Below are 13,912 nucleotides of genomic sequence, written 5' to 3' on the forward strand. Positions count from 1 at the left end.
ACCTTATCCCAGCCCCATGTGAGGAGCCGCGTTGAGCGCCGCTGACATCGTGGTGTTGTCGTTCGGCGACCGCAGACTGCCCCGCCCGCTGCGTGGTTTGCCCGTCGTCGACAGCCCCGAGGTCGCCTGTCGTCGGATGATCGTCGTGGGGTCGGATGCCGACCTGGCCGGCGTGCTGACCCGGCTACTGCGCACCGACCGGCTCGACGTCGAGGTCGCGCACGTACGACGTCCATGGCAGGTGCGCCGGGCGCTGCACGGCGCCGCCACGCGGGTGCCGTTGATCCGCGACGAAACCGGCACCGTGGTCGTCGGCGCCGCGGAATGGCGCGGCGACCCGGCCGGTAAGCCCCTTCTTGGTGAGGCCGTCGTCGACGACACCGTGCTGTTCGACGGCGAGACCCCCGGGGTCCGCGTCGAACCCACGTCGACGTTGCCGGGGCTGCGCGCGGCGGTACTGCGCAGGGGTCGGTTGCGCTGGGTTACCGGCCGCGCCGCCCAGTTGGGCACGACGGGCGCCACCGTGCTGCGCGACGGGGTGCCGGCCGCCCGCCCGGTCAGGCGTTCGACGTTCTACCGGCACACCGAGGGCTGGTTGCGGGTATGAACCGCACCATCGTGCCGTCGCGTGGCACAACGACCGGCGCGGCCCGCAGTGGCGCGGCCTCTTGCCGGGAGCTGACCGGTTCCAGATGGCCCTCACGCAGGATGGTGTGAAGCGTGGTGGTCAGCTCGCACATCGAGAAGCTGGCGCCGATACACCGTTTGAGACCGCCGCCGAACGGGATCCAGGCATAGGGGTGCGGTCGGCTGCCGATGAACCGCTCGGGCCGGAACTCGTCGGGCTCGGGGTAGGTGCTGGGATCGCGATTCACGACATCGAGCAGCAGCACGATGCGCGTTCCCGGGTCGAGGAGGTAGTCGCCCAGCCGGTAGGGGCCGGTGGTCATCCGGCCGGTGATCGGCGCGGCCGGCCACAGCCGCAACGTTTCGGAGATGGCGGCCTCGGTGTACTCGGTGTCGCCGGACCGGGCTTCTTCGCGCACCCGTGCCAACGTGTCCGGGTGGTGCAGCAGCAGGTCGATCAGCCAAGCCAGGGTCGTCGCGGTGGTTTCGTGACCCGCGAGCATCAAGGTGATGAGGTCGGCTCGAATCTCGTCCTCGGACAGCCGGTCCCCGTCGTCGGTGCGGGCGTGCGCGAGGATGCTGAGAATGTCCGTTCGGTCGGCGGAGCAAGGATCGGAGCGCCGTTCGGCGATCAGCGGCATTACCAGCTCGTCGATCCTGCGGTTGACGTCGGACAGCTTGCCCCACCGGCGCAGCGCTCCCACCCGGCGCAGCGCGTATCGCACCGGTGTCTCCTCGGCCAGCGCCAAGTCGAGCAGCTGCTCGAACGGCTTGCCGAACCGCGCCACCGATTCCGGATCCTGGACCCCGAAGATGACCTGCACGATGACATCCAGGGTGAGTTCACGCGCCGCTTTCAGCATGCGCATCGGCCGCCCGACCGGCCAGGTCGCCATCGCCGACCGCGTCGCCGCCTCGATGATCGGCACGTAGCTGTCCAGCATCTGGCCGTGCAGCGGCGGGGTCAGCAACCGGCGCCTGCGCAGGTGCTCGGGCTCCTCTTGGACGAACATCGATCGTGGGCCGTAGATGGCCGCCGCCGGCCCCACCCCTTCGCCGCCCAGCAGGACGTCGGACTTCTCGGTGAACACCTGCTTGGCCAGCGTCGCATCGCCGACGGCGACCACCTTTCCGAAGCCCAGCACCGGGAGTTCCACCACCGGGCCGCAACGCCGCACCAGCTGGTGCACGAGCTGCTGGCCGCCCACCCCGTATGCCGCGGCGTACACGCCCCCGAACACCGCGCTGAACGGTTTCGGTGCAGGCAGGCTCGGTGGTCGCATACCCGACTGTCTCACAGCGGTAGGTTTCGAGCCGTGACTATCCGTCCGCTGAACCAGTCGGTGCGGCCCAGCCCGGTCTTCCTGGCCATCGTCGCGCTGACGGCGGTCGGCGGCGCACTGGCATGGGCGGCCGCCGACGCGCCGGACGTGCTGGCCTACGTCGGGGTGTTCATCTTCGTCATCGCCGGCTGGGTGGTGACGCTGTGCCTGCACGAGTTCGCCCACGCCTTCACGGCGTGGCGCTTCGGCGACCACGACGTCCCCCTCCGCGGCTACCTGACGCTGAACCCGTTCAAGTACTCCAACCCGCTGCTGTCGATCGGGCTGCCGATCCTGATCATCGCGATCGGCGGCATCGGCCTACCCGGCGGAGCCGTGTGGGTGCGTACGTCGTTCATGACCAACCGCCAGAAGACTCTGGTCAGCCTCGGCGGCCCAGCCGTCAACCTGGCCTTCGCGGTGCTGCTGCTGAGCCTGACCGCGGTCATGCACGACGCGCAGCGCTCGGTGTTCTGGTCCGGCGTGGCGTTCCTGGGCTTCTTGCAGGTCACCGCGTTCGTGCTCAACATGCTGCCGATCCCCGGCCTCGACGGTTACGGCGCCCTGGAACCGCACCTGAGCCCGGAAACCCAGCGGGCCCTGCAACCCGTCAAGCAGTGGGGCTTCTTCATCCTGCTGATCCTGCTGCTGGCCCCCGGGCTCAACCAGTGGTTCTGGGACATCGTGCTGTGGATCTTCGACATCTCCGGCGTGCCTCGACAGCTCGTGGGTACCGGCAACGCGCTGACTCGGTTCTGGTCCGCCTGGCTCTAGATCCTGCGGGGCGGCGAAAGGCCCCGCGCAAGCCGCCGCCTTGAATATATGCGTATTTATGCATATCTTGCTGGCATGGGTGTCGGACATGCGCACGGATCGGTTGATGCCCGCGTATCGCGGATGGTCATCGCGGCGGCGATCCTCACCGCATTCTTCGTGCTGGAGCTCACGACCGCGCTGCTGATCAACTCGATCGCGCTGCTCGCCGACGCCGGCCACATGCTCACCGACCTGGTGGCGATGTTCATGGGCCTGACCGCGGTGCTACTGGCCCGCCGCGGCAGCACCTCTCCCGCCCGCACCTACGGGTGGCACCGCGCCGAGGTGTTCACCGCCGTCGCCAACGCGGTGCTGCTGGTCGGGGTGGCGGCGTTCATCCTCTACGAGGCGGTCGAACGGCTCGGCGACGCGCCCGACGTGCCCGGCGTACCGATGATCGTCGTTGCGCTGGCCGGGTTGGCCGCCAACGCGGTCGTCGTGCTGCTGTTGCGGTCGCACTCCGAGAGCAGCCTGGCCGTCAAGGGCGCCTACATGGAAGTCCTCGCCGACACCGTGGGCAGCGTGGGCGTGCTGATCGCCGGCATCGTCACGGTCACCACGAACTGGCCCTACGCCGACGTGGTGGTCGCCGTCTTCGTTGCGTTGTGGGTGCTGCCGCGGGCGTTCTCGCTGGCCCGCGCCGCCCTGCGAATCCTCTCGGAATCCTCACCGACCCACATCGACGTCGACGAGCTGCGCACCGCGCTGTGCGAGGTCGAGGGCGTCACCGAAGTGCACGACCTGCATGTGTGGACCTTGGTGCCCGGCAAGGACATAGTCACCGCGCACCTGACGAGCACCCGAGACTCCGCGCAGGTACTCGATGACGCGCGTGCGGTGTTGACGGCCCGCGGTTTGGACCACTCAACGGTTCAGGTGGAGCCGCCAGGCGACGCCGCGGACTGCCGGTGTGAGGCCGACTAAGCCAGCCCGAACGCCGAGCGTGCTTCGGGATCGCAGTCGTCGAGCAGGTCAAGACAGCGCTGATACTCGTCGGCCTCGCCGATCGTGTCGGCGGCGCGGGCCAGCGCCGCGACACACCGTAGGAACCCGCGGTTGGGTTCGTGGCTGTAGGGCACCGGCCCGTAGCCCTTCCAGCCATTGCGGCGCAACTGATCCAGCCCGCGGTGGTAGCCGGTGCGGGCGTACGCGTAGGCGGTGACGGCCTGATCATCGGCCAGCGCGGTCTCCGCCAGCGCCGCCCACGCAACCGACGCCGTCGGATGCGCAGCCGCCACGATGGCGGGGTTCTCGGCGTCCGCCAACTCCGCTTCCGCGGCGCTGTCAGCGGGAAGTAGTACCGGATCCGGTCCGAGGAGATCACCCATCCGCGTCATGGCCCCATTGTGCCGTGCGTCGGGCAAAGCAGAGATCCGGCCGGATGATTAAGCTTCCGGCCGTAGCGTCGTAAGGGAGGAATGCAGCACGGATGCCGAACCCATCAGGGCCTGACCAGCCAGATGACGAGGTCGACGAGGCCGCCGTCGACGACGCCGACCGCGTAGATTCCACCGAATCCGGCGACGTCGCGCGCCACGATTCCGACGCCGCCACCGAGGTGCTGCCGCCGCCGGATCCCGATCACGAACCGGCCACCGAGGTGATCTCGCAGGCCGAGGCCAACACCGAGCAGGCCCCGGTGAGCCAACCGGGCGAGCGCCGGTTCACCGCGCCGTCGGGTTTCGACGCCGGCTCTACCCAGCAGATCGACACCCCGCACGATCCAGCCACCGAGGTGTTCTCGCCGCCGCCGGGTGCGCCACCACCGCAGAAACCCGTTGCACCGCAGGTGATTCCGCCTCGCGGCGAGGAGCCCAAGGCGCCGCCGCAGAACCGTCGCAGCTGGGGCTGGGTGATCGCGGTGGTCCTGGTGATCGCGGCGCTGGTAGCCGTCGCGATCCTCGGCACGGTGTTGCTGACGCGCGGTTCGGAGTCGAAGGTGTCGCAGCAGGACCAGGTGCGCTCGACGATCCAGAACTTCGACATCGCGATCCAGAACGGCGATCTGGCCACCCTGCGCAGCATCACCTGCGGCGCCACCCGCGACAGCTACGTCAAGTACAACGACCAGGCGTGGGCCGAGACCCACGCCCGCGTCGCGGCGGCCAAGCAGTACCCGGTGGTGGCCAGCATCGACGAGGTGGTGGTCAACGGCGACCACGCCGAGGCCAACGTCACCACGTTCATGGCGTTCGCCCCGCAGACCCGCTCGACCCGCAGTTTCGACCTGCAGTTCCGCGACGACCAGTGGAAGATCTGCCAGGCGCCGCAAGCGTGATTCGGCGCGCTCATGGACGCTGAGCGGGCGTAGGCGCGCCCAAATCACATGGTGAGGACCACGCGGTAGCGTGCGCGGCCGGCCGCCATCGCGGCGTACGCATCGGCGGCCTCGGCCAGCGGCCGCTCCTCGATCCAGGCCCGCACCCCCGTCTGTACGGCGAAGCGCATGGTCTCCTCCACATCGCGCGACGTGCCCGAAGGGTGCCCGGTCACGCGACGCCCGGCCATGATCAACTCCCCCGGGGTGATCGGCAACGGATCGGGTGACACGCCGACGACCACCAGATCGCCCTCGGGGCCGAGACCGCCGACGGCCTGGCCGATCGCCGCCGAGTTCGCTGCGGTCGCCAACACCACGGACGCGCCACCGAGCGCCTGAAGCGCCGCCGCGACGTCCTCGGCGGTGGAATCGACGTAGTGGTGTGCACCGAGGGTGCGCGCGTCGTCGGCTTTGTCGGCACCGCGGGCGACCGCGACCGTTTCGAAGCCCATCGCCCTGGCCCACTGCACCCCGAGATGTCCGAGCCCGCCGACGCCGACCACGGCGACGAGGTCGCCGGGCCGGGCCGCGGTGCGTCGCAGCGCGTTGAAGGTGGTGACGCCGGCGCAGCCCATCGGGCCTGCCTCGGCGAAGGACAACTCATCCGGGATGCGCGCCAACGCGGTCACCGGTACGACGGCCGACTCGGCATAGCCGCCCGGATAGTGCCAGCTCGGCACCTGCATCCGCACGCACTGCAGGAACTGACCTTTGCGGCACGGCACGCATCTGTTGCAGTTGCCGCCGAACCAGCCGACCACGACCCGGTCACCGACCGCGAATGTGTCGACGCCGTCGCCGAGTTCGGCGATCGTGCCGCTGAGTTCGTGCCCCGGCGTGACCGGCCATGTCATCCCCGGGAACCCGCCGTTGACGATGCCGTGGTCGGTGCCGCACACCCCGCACGCCGCGACGGCGATGCGCACGTGGTCGCGCGGCGGTGACGTCGTCTCGACGTCGCTGAGCACCAGGGGCGCACCGGCGGATTCCACAAGGACGGCTCTGTGCGTCGGCATATTCGAAGATTAGTGGCGCCGACGCGCCGGCGCCCGCCGACGACGTTTTCCTGGATCGGCGCGAGCGACGGTATCTTGGGGCGTTGTGACCACCACGGCTTTTTTGGCGGCGAGTGACCAGCTGGCGCTCATGCCGGACTTTCTGGACCCGATGACGCTGCTCGGGTACTTCGGTACCTGGGCGCTGGTGGGCCTGTTGGTCGTGATCTTCGTCGAGTCGGGGGTGCTGTTCCCGATCCTGCCGGGGGACTCGCTGCTGTTTGTGGCCGGAATGCTGGCCGCGGGCACGGCGGCGCTGGCCGAAGAGGGCGGCCAAACCATCAACTTCCAGCTGTGGCAGCTGCTGGTGTTCATTCCGATCGCCGCGATCCTCGGCGGTCAGGCCGGTTACTGGATCGGCCGCAACATCGGCACGGCGATGTTCAAGCCCGACGCCCGGTTCCTCAAGCAGAGGTACCTCGACGAGGCGCACGAGTTCTTCGTGCAGCGCGGCCCGTTCGCGATCGTGATCGCCCGGTTCGTGCCGATTGTGCGGACGCTCGCGCCGTTGACCGCGGGCGCGGCCCGGATGAGCTATCCGGTGTTCGCGCTGTACAACATCGTCGGCGCCGTCGTGTGGGGCGTGGGATTGACGCTGCTCGGCTACTGGCTGGGCCAGTTCGAGTTCATCCAGAACCTGCTCGAGCCGATCGTCATCGCGATCGTGGTGGTGTCGGTGATGCCGATGCTGCTGGAGTGGCTCAAACGTCGTCGCGCCGCCAAGCGCGCCGGCGGGACCGCGCAGCCGGCCACCGAGCAGCCGTCCTAGACCGCTTGGTCGGCGAGCACGGCGAACAATTTCTTCAGCCCGGTCAGCCGAGTCCGCGGGCAGAAAGTGATCGCAGTAGGGCATTGCGGCGGCCATCGAACCGGCCAGCGGGCGGAAGTCGGGATGTGCGGCGCGGGGGTTGAGCCACACCAGCGTCTGCGCGCGCCGACGCACCCGCGCCAGCGCCCGATCCAGAATCTCCGGCGGATCGCTGTCCCATCCGTCGGAGGCGATGATCACCACCGCGCCGCGTAGCGCGTTGCCGTGCGGCGCCGACAGTAGTTCCCCCACGCAGTGCCCGACGCGTGTTCCGCCGTATCGGTCCGTGACCTTGGCGTTGGCCCTGGCCAGCGCGACCTCCGCGGAACGGTGGGAAAGTGCCGCGGTGAGCCGGGTCAGCGATGTGGAGAACGCGAACACCTCGGGCCGGATCCCGCTGTGCCGCAACGCCGCAGCGCGCATCAGGTGCAGATAGATGGTGGCGTAGGGCTGCATCGAGCGGCTGACGTCGCACAGCAGCACGACGCGACGCGGGTGCGCACGGGCCCGGGTTCGCGCGACCCGCATCGTCTCCCAGCCCGTCTCGCGCGACTGCTTCATGGTCGCCCGCAGGTCGATGCGTTTACCGGTCCGATGCGGCTCGCGACGCATGGTGCGGCGCTGCGGCCAGCGCACTACGGACTGTTCCAGCCACCGGCCCAGCAGCCGAAGCTCGTCGGGGTCGAAGCTGCCGAACGGTTCGTCGGCGCAGGCCACGATCCGGCTGGGCAGGGTGTCGGGGATGCCGAGATCGCCGTCGTGCGGGTCGGTCGCTGTCACCGATGCGGGCCGGGTGCTCCACGGCAGCCCGCCTTCAGCGACGACGTCCGCGCGGCCGGGCACGCCCACTTCGGTGGCGACGGTGGTGCCGAGGCTGCGTTTGAGCCCGGGCGGGTCCACGCCGAGTACGGCGTCGGCGAACACCCTGTCGAACACCGCGTCGAACGGCGCGATGTGCTCGACCCGGTTCACCAGGGTCAGCCGCGCCGCCCAGTACAGCTGCGTTCGGGTGGCGGGCCATCGGTGTTGCAGCACCTCGACGAATCCTGTCGGTCCGCTGGCGGAGACCGCCACACCACCGTTGTGTAACCGATCCACCAGCGCGACGGCGAAGGCGGCGATATCGACGCCGCGCAGCAGATACGGTGTCGTCATCGTTACCCGCGCCGGGCCTTTCGCACGAGCATCAACACGACAACCGCGGCCAGGACGGCACCCAGCACCGCAGGCGCGTATTTCTTCAACGCTCCGCCACCGGCGAGTTCCAGCAGGTCGATGGCTTCCGATTGCGGCTTGGCGGCAGCGGGTTGGGGCAGCGGGGTCACCGGTGCAACGCCGTCGTGTTCGGGTGCGGGCAGCGCGGCCGCCCGGTCGGCGGCCAGCTTCTCCTCGAGCGCCTCGACGAACTGGCCGAGCAGCTTTTCCGAAACCTGTTGCAGCATGCTGCTTCCGAACTGGGCCAGCTTGCCGACCACCTTCAGATCGGTGTCGACGTTGACCCGGGTGTGGTCGCCTTCGGCGTGCAACTGAGCGATGACGGTCGCGGCGGCGTTTCCGGTGCCGCGGGCCTCCTTACCCTTGGCGTCGATGACCGCGCGGTGCTCCTCGGCGTTCTGTTCGACGAAGTGCACCTTGCCGCTGAACTCACTGGTCACCGGACCGACCTTCACCTTGACCTTGCCGAGCACGTCGTCGCCGTCGCGGCCGGTCATCTGGGCTCCCGGCATGAGCGGGATGACCTGTTCGAGATCATTCAGCAGCTCCCAAGTATCTTCGACCGGGACACTGACGGTGAACTCGTTGGCGATTTTCATCAAGCTTTCCTCTCAGTTTTCAGCGGTACTCGGCGAACGCATCGTTGATCGCCGCGTAATCGTCGGGGGTTTTGGCCAGTGCACCCAAACTGGCCAGACCTCGTTCACTGTCAGCACCGACCAGGTCGGTCACCCCGAGCGCGACGAGCGCGGCGACCCAGTCGATAGTTTCCGCAACGCCTGGTGGCTTATCGAGGTCGAGACTCCTTGTCGCGCCGACGAACTGGGCGGCGTGCTCGATCAGCGGGGCGCTTGCGCCGGGCACGGTGCGGCGCAAGATGTCCGCTGCGCGCACCGGGTCCGGGTAGTCGATCCAGTGGTACAGGCACCGCCGCCGCAGCGCGTCGTGCAGATCACGGCTGCGGTTCGAGGTGAGCACGACGATCGGTGGCCGGTCGGCGACAAAGGTGCCCAGTTCCGGCACGGTGACGGCGGCTTCGCCGAGGAACTCCAGCAGCAGCGCCTCGAATTCGTCGTCGGCTCGGTCGATCTCGTCGATCAGCAGGATCGGCGCGCCGGGTCCGCGGTACCGGACGCACTGCAGGATCGGCCGGTCGACCAAATACGCCTCGGTGTACAGATCGGATTCGTCGATCCCGTCGCCGCGGGCTTCGGCCAACCGGATCGACAGCAGCTGACGTTGATAGTTCCAGTCGTAGAGCGCCTCGGCGGCGGTCAGCCCCTCGTAGCACTGCAGCCGCAGCAGTGGTGAACCCGAAACCGCGGCAAGGACTTTGGCCGCAGTCGTCTTGCCGACCCCGGGTTCGCCCTCCAGCAGCAGCGGACGTCCCAGCGTGACCGCCAGATAGATCGCCGACGCAGTACCGGTGTCCAGCAGGTAGTCGTGGGAGTCGAAGCGACGGATGACGTCGTCGACATCGGCGAACAGTGCCGATGATCGGGTCATCGCGCCACCGATGCGAGCAGGCGTTCGTAGTCGTCCCAGGTGTCGACGTCCAGCGGTATCGACTCGTCGATGTCGACGTGCCGCACGTCGTACCGATCGGACTCGATCATCCGCCACACACCCTTGTCACCGTGCAATTCGGCGAGATCGCCAAACACTTTGCGGCTCAACCAGAACGGATGGCCGATGCCGTCAGCATACCGGCACACCGCGATCGGGGCCCGCCGGCCCGCCGCGATGAGTTCGGTGACCGTCTCACGTGCCACGCCCGGCTGGTCGCCTAGCATCAGCACGATGCCCTCGGCGCGCGGGTCCACCCACGGCAACGCGGTGCGCAGCGACGAGGAACAACCCGATGCGGCGTCGTCGGCGATCACGATGTCGATGCCGTCGAGGAACACCGCCTTGCGCACCGCATCCGCCGCGCCGCCGAGGGTGACGATGAGCTGGTCGAACGGACAACTTCTGGCGACCGCGAGGGTGGCGCCCAGCAGGGTGGTGTCACCGAGTTTCAACAGCTGCTTAGGCGTACCACCCAACCGGCGAGATGACCCCGCCGCCAGCACAATTCCCGTCACCGGTGACCGTGGCATGCTTCCTCTCTCGGCGTCTCGGGTGTGCTCGCCGCGGCGCGGGCGGCGGTCAGGCCGTCGACGCGGATGCCCCGGATGACCTCGGCCAGGATGGACACCGCGATCTCCGCCGGTGTCTTCGCGCCGATCGGCAGGCCCACCGGGGTGTGTACACGTTGCCGCTGCGCATCGGTCAGGTCGAGTTCGTCGAGGATCGCCTGGCCGCGGACCCTGCTGGCCACCAACCCGACGTATCCCGCGCCGGCATCGAGCGCCGCGCGGATCATCTCGGCCTCCGGTCCCCCGTGGGTGGCGATGACGACCGCGGTGGCGCGGCCGAAATCGCCGTCGTCGCGTGCGACGTCGTAGCCCAGGACCGTGCACATCTGGGCCAGCGCATCGGCGATCGGGGTGGCGCCGCAGATCCGGACCAGGGGTGGGGGCACCTGGGGCGCCAGGAAGATCTCCAGCGCCCCGCCCGACAGACACGGGTTGACGACGACACACGCGCCGGGCGCGTCCGGATAGTGCACGTCGCCGTCGGGCAGCACCCGCAGCAGCACGCTCTCCCCGGCCTGCAACGCGCCCAGCGCGGCCTTGCGTACCGAGTTCTGCGCGCAGTGCCCGCCGACGAACCCCTCAATCGTGCCGTCCGATAACAGGATCGCCTCATCGCCCGCGTGTGCCGACGCGGGTTGTTGGGCACGTACCACGGTGGCGTGCACGAACGGTGTGCGTGCGCGCCGCAATTGGGTGACGCGTTCGGTGATCGTCATGTCAGCTCCTAGATCGGCGGTTGCGCCCGGCCCTGCATCGCCTCCCACACCCGCGACGGGGTCAGCGGCATGTCGGCGTGGCGAACACCGAACGGCGCCAACGCATCCAGCACGGCGTTGACGACCGCGGGTGGTGAGCCGACGGTGGCCGACTCGCCGACTCCTTTCGCGCCAATCGGGTGGTGCGGCGATGGCGTCACGGTGTGGCCGGTCTCCAGGTTGGGAACCTCGACGGCGGTCGGGATCAGGTAGTCCATCAGCGATCCGCCCAGGCAGTTGCCCTCCTCGTCGAAGGCGATCATCTCCATCAGCGCCATGCCGATCCCGTCGACGATGCCGCCGTGCACCTGCCCCTCGATGATCATCGGGTTGATGCGGGTGCCGCAATCGTCGACGGCGAGGAACCGGCGCACCTTGACCACCGCGGTGCCGGGGTCGATGTCGACGACGCAGAAGTACGCGCCGTACGGATAGGTGAGGTTCTCGGGGTTGTAACAGATCGACGCGTCCAGGCCGCCTTCGAGACCCTCGGGCAGGTCGCCTGCGCCGTGGGCCCGCATCGCGATGTCGGCGATGGTGACCGAGGCCGACGGGTCTCCTTTGACCCGGAAGGTGCCCTTGTCCCACTCCAGGTCGGCGACGCTGGCCTCGAGCATTCCCGCGGCGATGATCTTGGCCTTGTCGCGGACCTTGCGTGCCACCAGGGCGGCCGCCGCACCCGACACCGGGGTGGAGCGGCTGCCGTAGGTGCCGAGCCCGAACGGGGTCTGGTCGGTGTCGCCGTGCACCACGTCGATGTCGTCGGGCGGGATGCCCAGTTCCTCGGCGACGATCTGGGCGAACGTCGTCTCGTGGCCTTGGCCCTGGGTCTGAACCGACAGCCGCACAACGGCTTTGCCGGTGGGATGCACCCGCAGCTCGCAGCCGTCGGCCATGCCGAGGCCGAGGATGTCCATGTCCTTGCGCGGGCCTGCGCCCACGGCCTCGGTGAAGAACGACATGCCGATGCCCATCAGCTCGCCGCGCTCGCGCTTCTCCTTCTGTTCGGCGCGCAACCCGTCGTAGTCGACCATCTCCATGGCCAGCCGCATCGTGGTCTCGTAGTCGCCGGAGTCGTAGACCCAGCCGGTCTTGGACTTGTACGGGAACTGTTCGGGTTTGAGCAGGTTCGCCAGCCGCAGCTGCGCGGGATCCATCTTCAGCTCGTAGGCCAAACAGTCCACCAACCGCTCGACGAGGTAGACCGCCTCGGTGATGCGGAACGAACAGGCATAGGCCACCCCGCCGGGCGCCTTGTTCGTGTACACCGCGGTCATATGGCAGTACGCGGCCTCGATGTCGTAGCTGCCGGTGAACACTCCGAAGAACCCGGCCGGATACTTCACCGGGGCCGCGGTGCCGTTGAACGCGCCGTGGTCGGCCAGCACGTTGGACCGGATCGCCAGAATCTTGCCGTCGTTGGTGGCGGCGATCTCGCCGAGCATGATGTAGTCGCGGGCGAACCCGGTGGACGTCAGGTTCTCGCTGCGGTCCTCCATCCACTTGACCGGCTTGCCCAACAGCAGCGAGCCGACGATCGCGCACACGTAACCCGGGTAGATCGGCACCTTGTTGCCGAACCCGCCGCCGATGTCGGGGGCGATGACTCGGATCTTGTGCTCGGGCAGCCCGGCGACCAACGCGTACAGCGTGCGGTGCGCGTGCGGCGCCTGGGTGGTCGACCACAGGGTCAGCTTGCCGCTGACCGGGTCCAGATCGGCGACGGCGCCGCAGGTTTCCATCGGCGCCGGATGCACACGGGGATAGACGATTTCCTGTTTGACGACGACGTCGGCCTTGGCGAACGCGGCTTCGGTCGCGGCGGCATCGCCGGTTTCCCAGTCAAAGCAGTGGTTGTCGGTCTTGCCCTCCAGATCCGTGCGGATCACCGGGGCGTCGGGCTCGAGGGCACGGCGGGCGTCGATCACGGGGTCGACGGGGTCGTAGTCGACGTCGATGAGCTCGAGCGCGTCGCGCGCCGAGTAGTGGTCCTCGGCGACTACGAAGGCCACCTCCTGACCCTGGAAGCGCACCTTGTCGGTGGCCAGCACGGCCTGCACATCGTTGGACAGCGTCGGCATCCACGCCAACCCCTTGGCGGCCAGATCTGCGCCGGTGACCACGGCCTTGACCTTCGGATGTGCTTGTGCCGCAGTGGTATCGATGCCGACAATGCGGGCGTGCGCATACGGTGAGCGCAGGATCGCCAGGTGCAGCATCCCCGGCAGGGCCACGTCGTCGACGTAGTTGCCGCGGCCCCTGATGAACCGGGGATCCTCCTTGCGCAGCATCCGGCCGTGTCCGCACGGCTTCTGGTCGTTGTCGACGGCGTCGCCGGGCAACCCTTCCGGGCGTACTTCGGTGGTGGTCATGCGTTCGCCGCCTCTTCTGTCGCGCCGGCTTTGGCGGCCCACTGGATGGACCGCACGATCGTCGTGTAGCCGGTGCAGCGACAGATCTGCCCGGAGATGGCTTCCCGGATGGTGTCCTCGTCGGGGTCGGGATCCTTGTCCAGCAGGGCGCGCGCGGTGATCATCATCCCGGGAGTGCAGAAGCCGCACTGCAGCCCGTGGCACTGCATGAAGCCTTCCTGCACGGGATCGAGTTGGCCGTCGACCTCCAGGCCCTCCACGGTGCGGATGGCGCGCCCGCTGGCCATCGCAGCGAGCACCGTGCACGACTTGACCGGCTCGCCGTCCATCTCGACCACACAGGTGCCGCAGTTGCTGGTATCGCAACCCCAATGGGTTCCGGTGAGCCGCAGCTGGTCTCGCAGGAAGTGCACGAGCAGCGTGCGGGGCTCAACCTCGGCGGCCACCGGTTCGCCGTTGACGGTCATGTTCACTTGCATTCTCA

General features: G+C 68.6%; 14 protein-coding genes and 1 pseudogene. 5 read left to right on the plus strand and 10 right to left on the minus strand.

The window, feature by feature from the left end; genetic code table 11:
- Positions 1-31: 31 nt before the first annotated feature.
- On the plus strand, positions 32-607 hold the full coding sequence (locus ABQE44_RS09145; protein WP_448392412.1) for a peptidase M50: 576 nt from the start codon (positions 32-34) through the stop codon (positions 605-607).
- Here the strand turns inward: ABQE44_RS09145 and ABQE44_RS09150 are convergent.
- The gene (locus ABQE44_RS09150) at positions 558-1,910 is read right to left on the minus strand and encodes a cytochrome P450 (RefSeq protein ID WP_448392413.1); all 1,353 of its coding nucleotides are present in this window, start codon (positions 1,908-1,910) and stop codon (positions 558-560) included. The genes ABQE44_RS09145 and ABQE44_RS09150 overlap by 50 nt on opposite strands.
- 33 nt (positions 1,911-1,943) lie before the next feature.
- Here ABQE44_RS09150 and ABQE44_RS09155 point away from each other — a divergent pair, with 33 nt between their 5' ends.
- Both ABQE44_RS09155 and ABQE44_RS09160 read left to right on the plus strand, forming a co-directional pair.
- Positions 1,944-2,723, plus strand: a complete 780-nt coding sequence (locus ABQE44_RS09155) for a site-2 protease family protein (protein ID WP_448429292.1) — start codon at positions 1,944-1,946, stop codon at positions 2,721-2,723.
- 75 nt (positions 2,724-2,798) lie between these two features.
- Positions 2,799-3,689, plus strand: coding sequence for a cation diffusion facilitator family transporter (locus ABQE44_RS09160; RefSeq protein ID WP_448429294.1), 891 nt, complete (start codon positions 2,799-2,801; stop codon positions 3,687-3,689).
- Here ABQE44_RS09160 and ABQE44_RS09165 read toward each other — a convergent pair.
- Positions 3,686-4,102 carry a DUF3151 domain-containing protein gene (locus tag ABQE44_RS09165; RefSeq protein WP_448392416.1) on the minus strand — a complete coding sequence of 139 codons (417 nt, stop codon included), beginning with the start codon at positions 4,100-4,102 and terminating at the stop codon, positions 3,686-3,688. The two genes, ABQE44_RS09160 and ABQE44_RS09165, sit on opposite strands and share 4 nt — an antisense overlap.
- A 92-nt stretch (positions 4,103-4,194) precedes the next feature.
- Here ABQE44_RS09165 and ABQE44_RS09170 point away from each other — a divergent pair, with 92 nt between their 5' ends.
- Complete coding sequence (locus ABQE44_RS09170) at positions 4,195-5,043, plus strand: Rv0361 family membrane protein (protein WP_448392417.1); 849 nt, start codon at positions 4,195-4,197, stop codon at positions 5,041-5,043.
- Positions 5,044-5,087: 44 nt separating this feature from the next.
- Here the strand turns inward: ABQE44_RS09170 and ABQE44_RS09175 are convergent, their stop codons facing one another.
- Positions 5,088-6,101: an alcohol dehydrogenase catalytic domain-containing protein gene (locus ABQE44_RS09175; protein ID WP_448392418.1), complete on the minus strand. Its 1,014-nt coding sequence runs from the start codon at positions 6,099-6,101 to the stop codon at positions 5,088-5,090.
- Between the two features lie 130 nt (positions 6,102-6,231).
- Here ABQE44_RS09175 and ABQE44_RS09180 point away from each other — a divergent pair, with 130 nt between their 5' ends.
- Entirely contained in the window at positions 6,232-6,909 is a 678-nt protein-coding gene (locus ABQE44_RS09180; protein WP_448392679.1) for a DedA family protein, read from the plus strand.
- Between the two features lie 21 nt (positions 6,910-6,930).
- Here the strand turns inward: ABQE44_RS09180 and ABQE44_RS09185 are convergent.
- From ABQE44_RS09185 to ABQE44_RS09215, 7 genes and pseudogenes are all read right to left on the minus strand, one after another.
- Positions 6,931-8,103, minus strand: a pseudogene (locus tag ABQE44_RS09185) (vWA domain-containing protein); the annotation flags it as partial.
- A gap of 2 nt (positions 8,104-8,105) precedes the next feature.
- Positions 8,106-8,762: an SRPBCC family protein gene (locus tag ABQE44_RS09190; protein WP_448429296.1), complete on the minus strand. Its 657-nt coding sequence runs from the start codon at positions 8,760-8,762 to the stop codon at positions 8,106-8,108.
- 19 nt (positions 8,763-8,781) lie between these two features.
- Complete coding sequence (locus tag ABQE44_RS09195; protein ID WP_448429298.1) at positions 8,782-9,669, minus strand: AAA family ATPase; 888 nt, start codon at positions 9,667-9,669, stop codon at positions 8,782-8,784.
- Complete coding sequence (locus tag ABQE44_RS09200) at positions 9,666-10,262, minus strand: nucleotidyltransferase family protein (RefSeq protein ID WP_448429300.1); 597 nt, start codon at positions 10,260-10,262, stop codon at positions 9,666-9,668. Before ABQE44_RS09200 ends, ABQE44_RS09195 begins: the two co-directional genes overlap by 4 nt.
- The gene (locus ABQE44_RS09205; RefSeq protein WP_448429302.1) at positions 10,244-11,017 is read right to left on the minus strand and encodes an XdhC family protein; all 774 of its coding nucleotides are present in this window, start codon (positions 11,015-11,017) and stop codon (positions 10,244-10,246) included. The genes ABQE44_RS09200 and ABQE44_RS09205 overlap by 19 nt, the downstream gene beginning before the upstream one ends.
- An 8-nt stretch (positions 11,018-11,025) precedes the next feature.
- Positions 11,026-13,428 carry an aerobic carbon-monoxide dehydrogenase large subunit gene (locus ABQE44_RS09210; protein WP_448429304.1) on the minus strand — a complete coding sequence of 801 codons (2,403 nt, stop codon included), beginning with the start codon at positions 13,426-13,428 and terminating at the stop codon, positions 11,026-11,028.
- Positions 13,425-13,907: a (2Fe-2S)-binding protein gene (locus ABQE44_RS09215; protein WP_448392424.1), complete on the minus strand. Its 483-nt coding sequence runs from the start codon at positions 13,905-13,907 to the stop codon at positions 13,425-13,427. The genes ABQE44_RS09210 and ABQE44_RS09215 overlap by 4 nt, the downstream gene beginning before the upstream one ends.
- Positions 13,908-13,912: the final 5 nt, after the last annotated feature.

This window comes from Mycolicibacterium sp. XJ2546 (assembly GCF_053483195.1).

Bases quoted from the DNA above. Each gene is read 5' to 3' on its own strand.
- ABQE44_RS09165 (WP_448392416.1), bottom strand. From the start codon at position 4,102: ATGACGCGGATGGGTGATCTCCTCGGACCGGATCCGGTACTACTTCCC.
- ABQE44_RS09160 (WP_448429294.1), top strand. From the start codon at position 2,799: ATGGGTGTCGGACATGCGCACGGATCGGTTGATGCCCGCGTATCGCGG.
- ABQE44_RS09175 (WP_448392418.1), bottom strand. From the start codon at position 6,101: ATGCCGACGCACAGAGCCGTCCTTGTGGAATCCGCCGGTGCGCCCCTG.
- ABQE44_RS09170 (WP_448392417.1), top strand. From the start codon at position 4,195: ATGCCGAACCCATCAGGGCCTGACCAGCCAGATGACGAGGTCGACGAG.
- ABQE44_RS09150 (WP_448392413.1), bottom strand. From the start codon at position 1,910: ATGCGACCACCGAGCCTGCCTGCACCGAAACCGTTCAGCGCGGTGTTC.
- ABQE44_RS09215 (WP_448392424.1), bottom strand. From the start codon at position 13,907: ATGCAAGTGAACATGACCGTCAACGGCGAACCGGTGGCCGCCGAGGTT.
- ABQE44_RS09180 (WP_448392679.1), top strand. From the start codon at position 6,232: ATGCCGGACTTTCTGGACCCGATGACGCTGCTCGGGTACTTCGGTACC.
- ABQE44_RS09195 (WP_448429298.1), bottom strand. From the start codon at position 9,669: ATGACCCGATCATCGGCACTGTTCGCCGATGTCGACGACGTCATCCGT.
- ABQE44_RS09205 (WP_448429302.1), bottom strand. From the start codon at position 11,017: ATGACGATCACCGAACGCGTCACCCAATTGCGGCGCGCACGCACACCG.
- ABQE44_RS09200 (WP_448429300.1), bottom strand. From the start codon at position 10,262: ATGCCACGGTCACCGGTGACGGGAATTGTGCTGGCGGCGGGGTCATCT.
- ABQE44_RS09210 (WP_448429304.1), bottom strand. From the start codon at position 13,428: ATGACCACCACCGAAGTACGCCCGGAAGGGTTGCCCGGCGACGCCGTC.
- ABQE44_RS09190 (WP_448429296.1), bottom strand. From the start codon at position 8,762: ATGAAAATCGCCAACGAGTTCACCGTCAGTGTCCCGGTCGAAGATACT.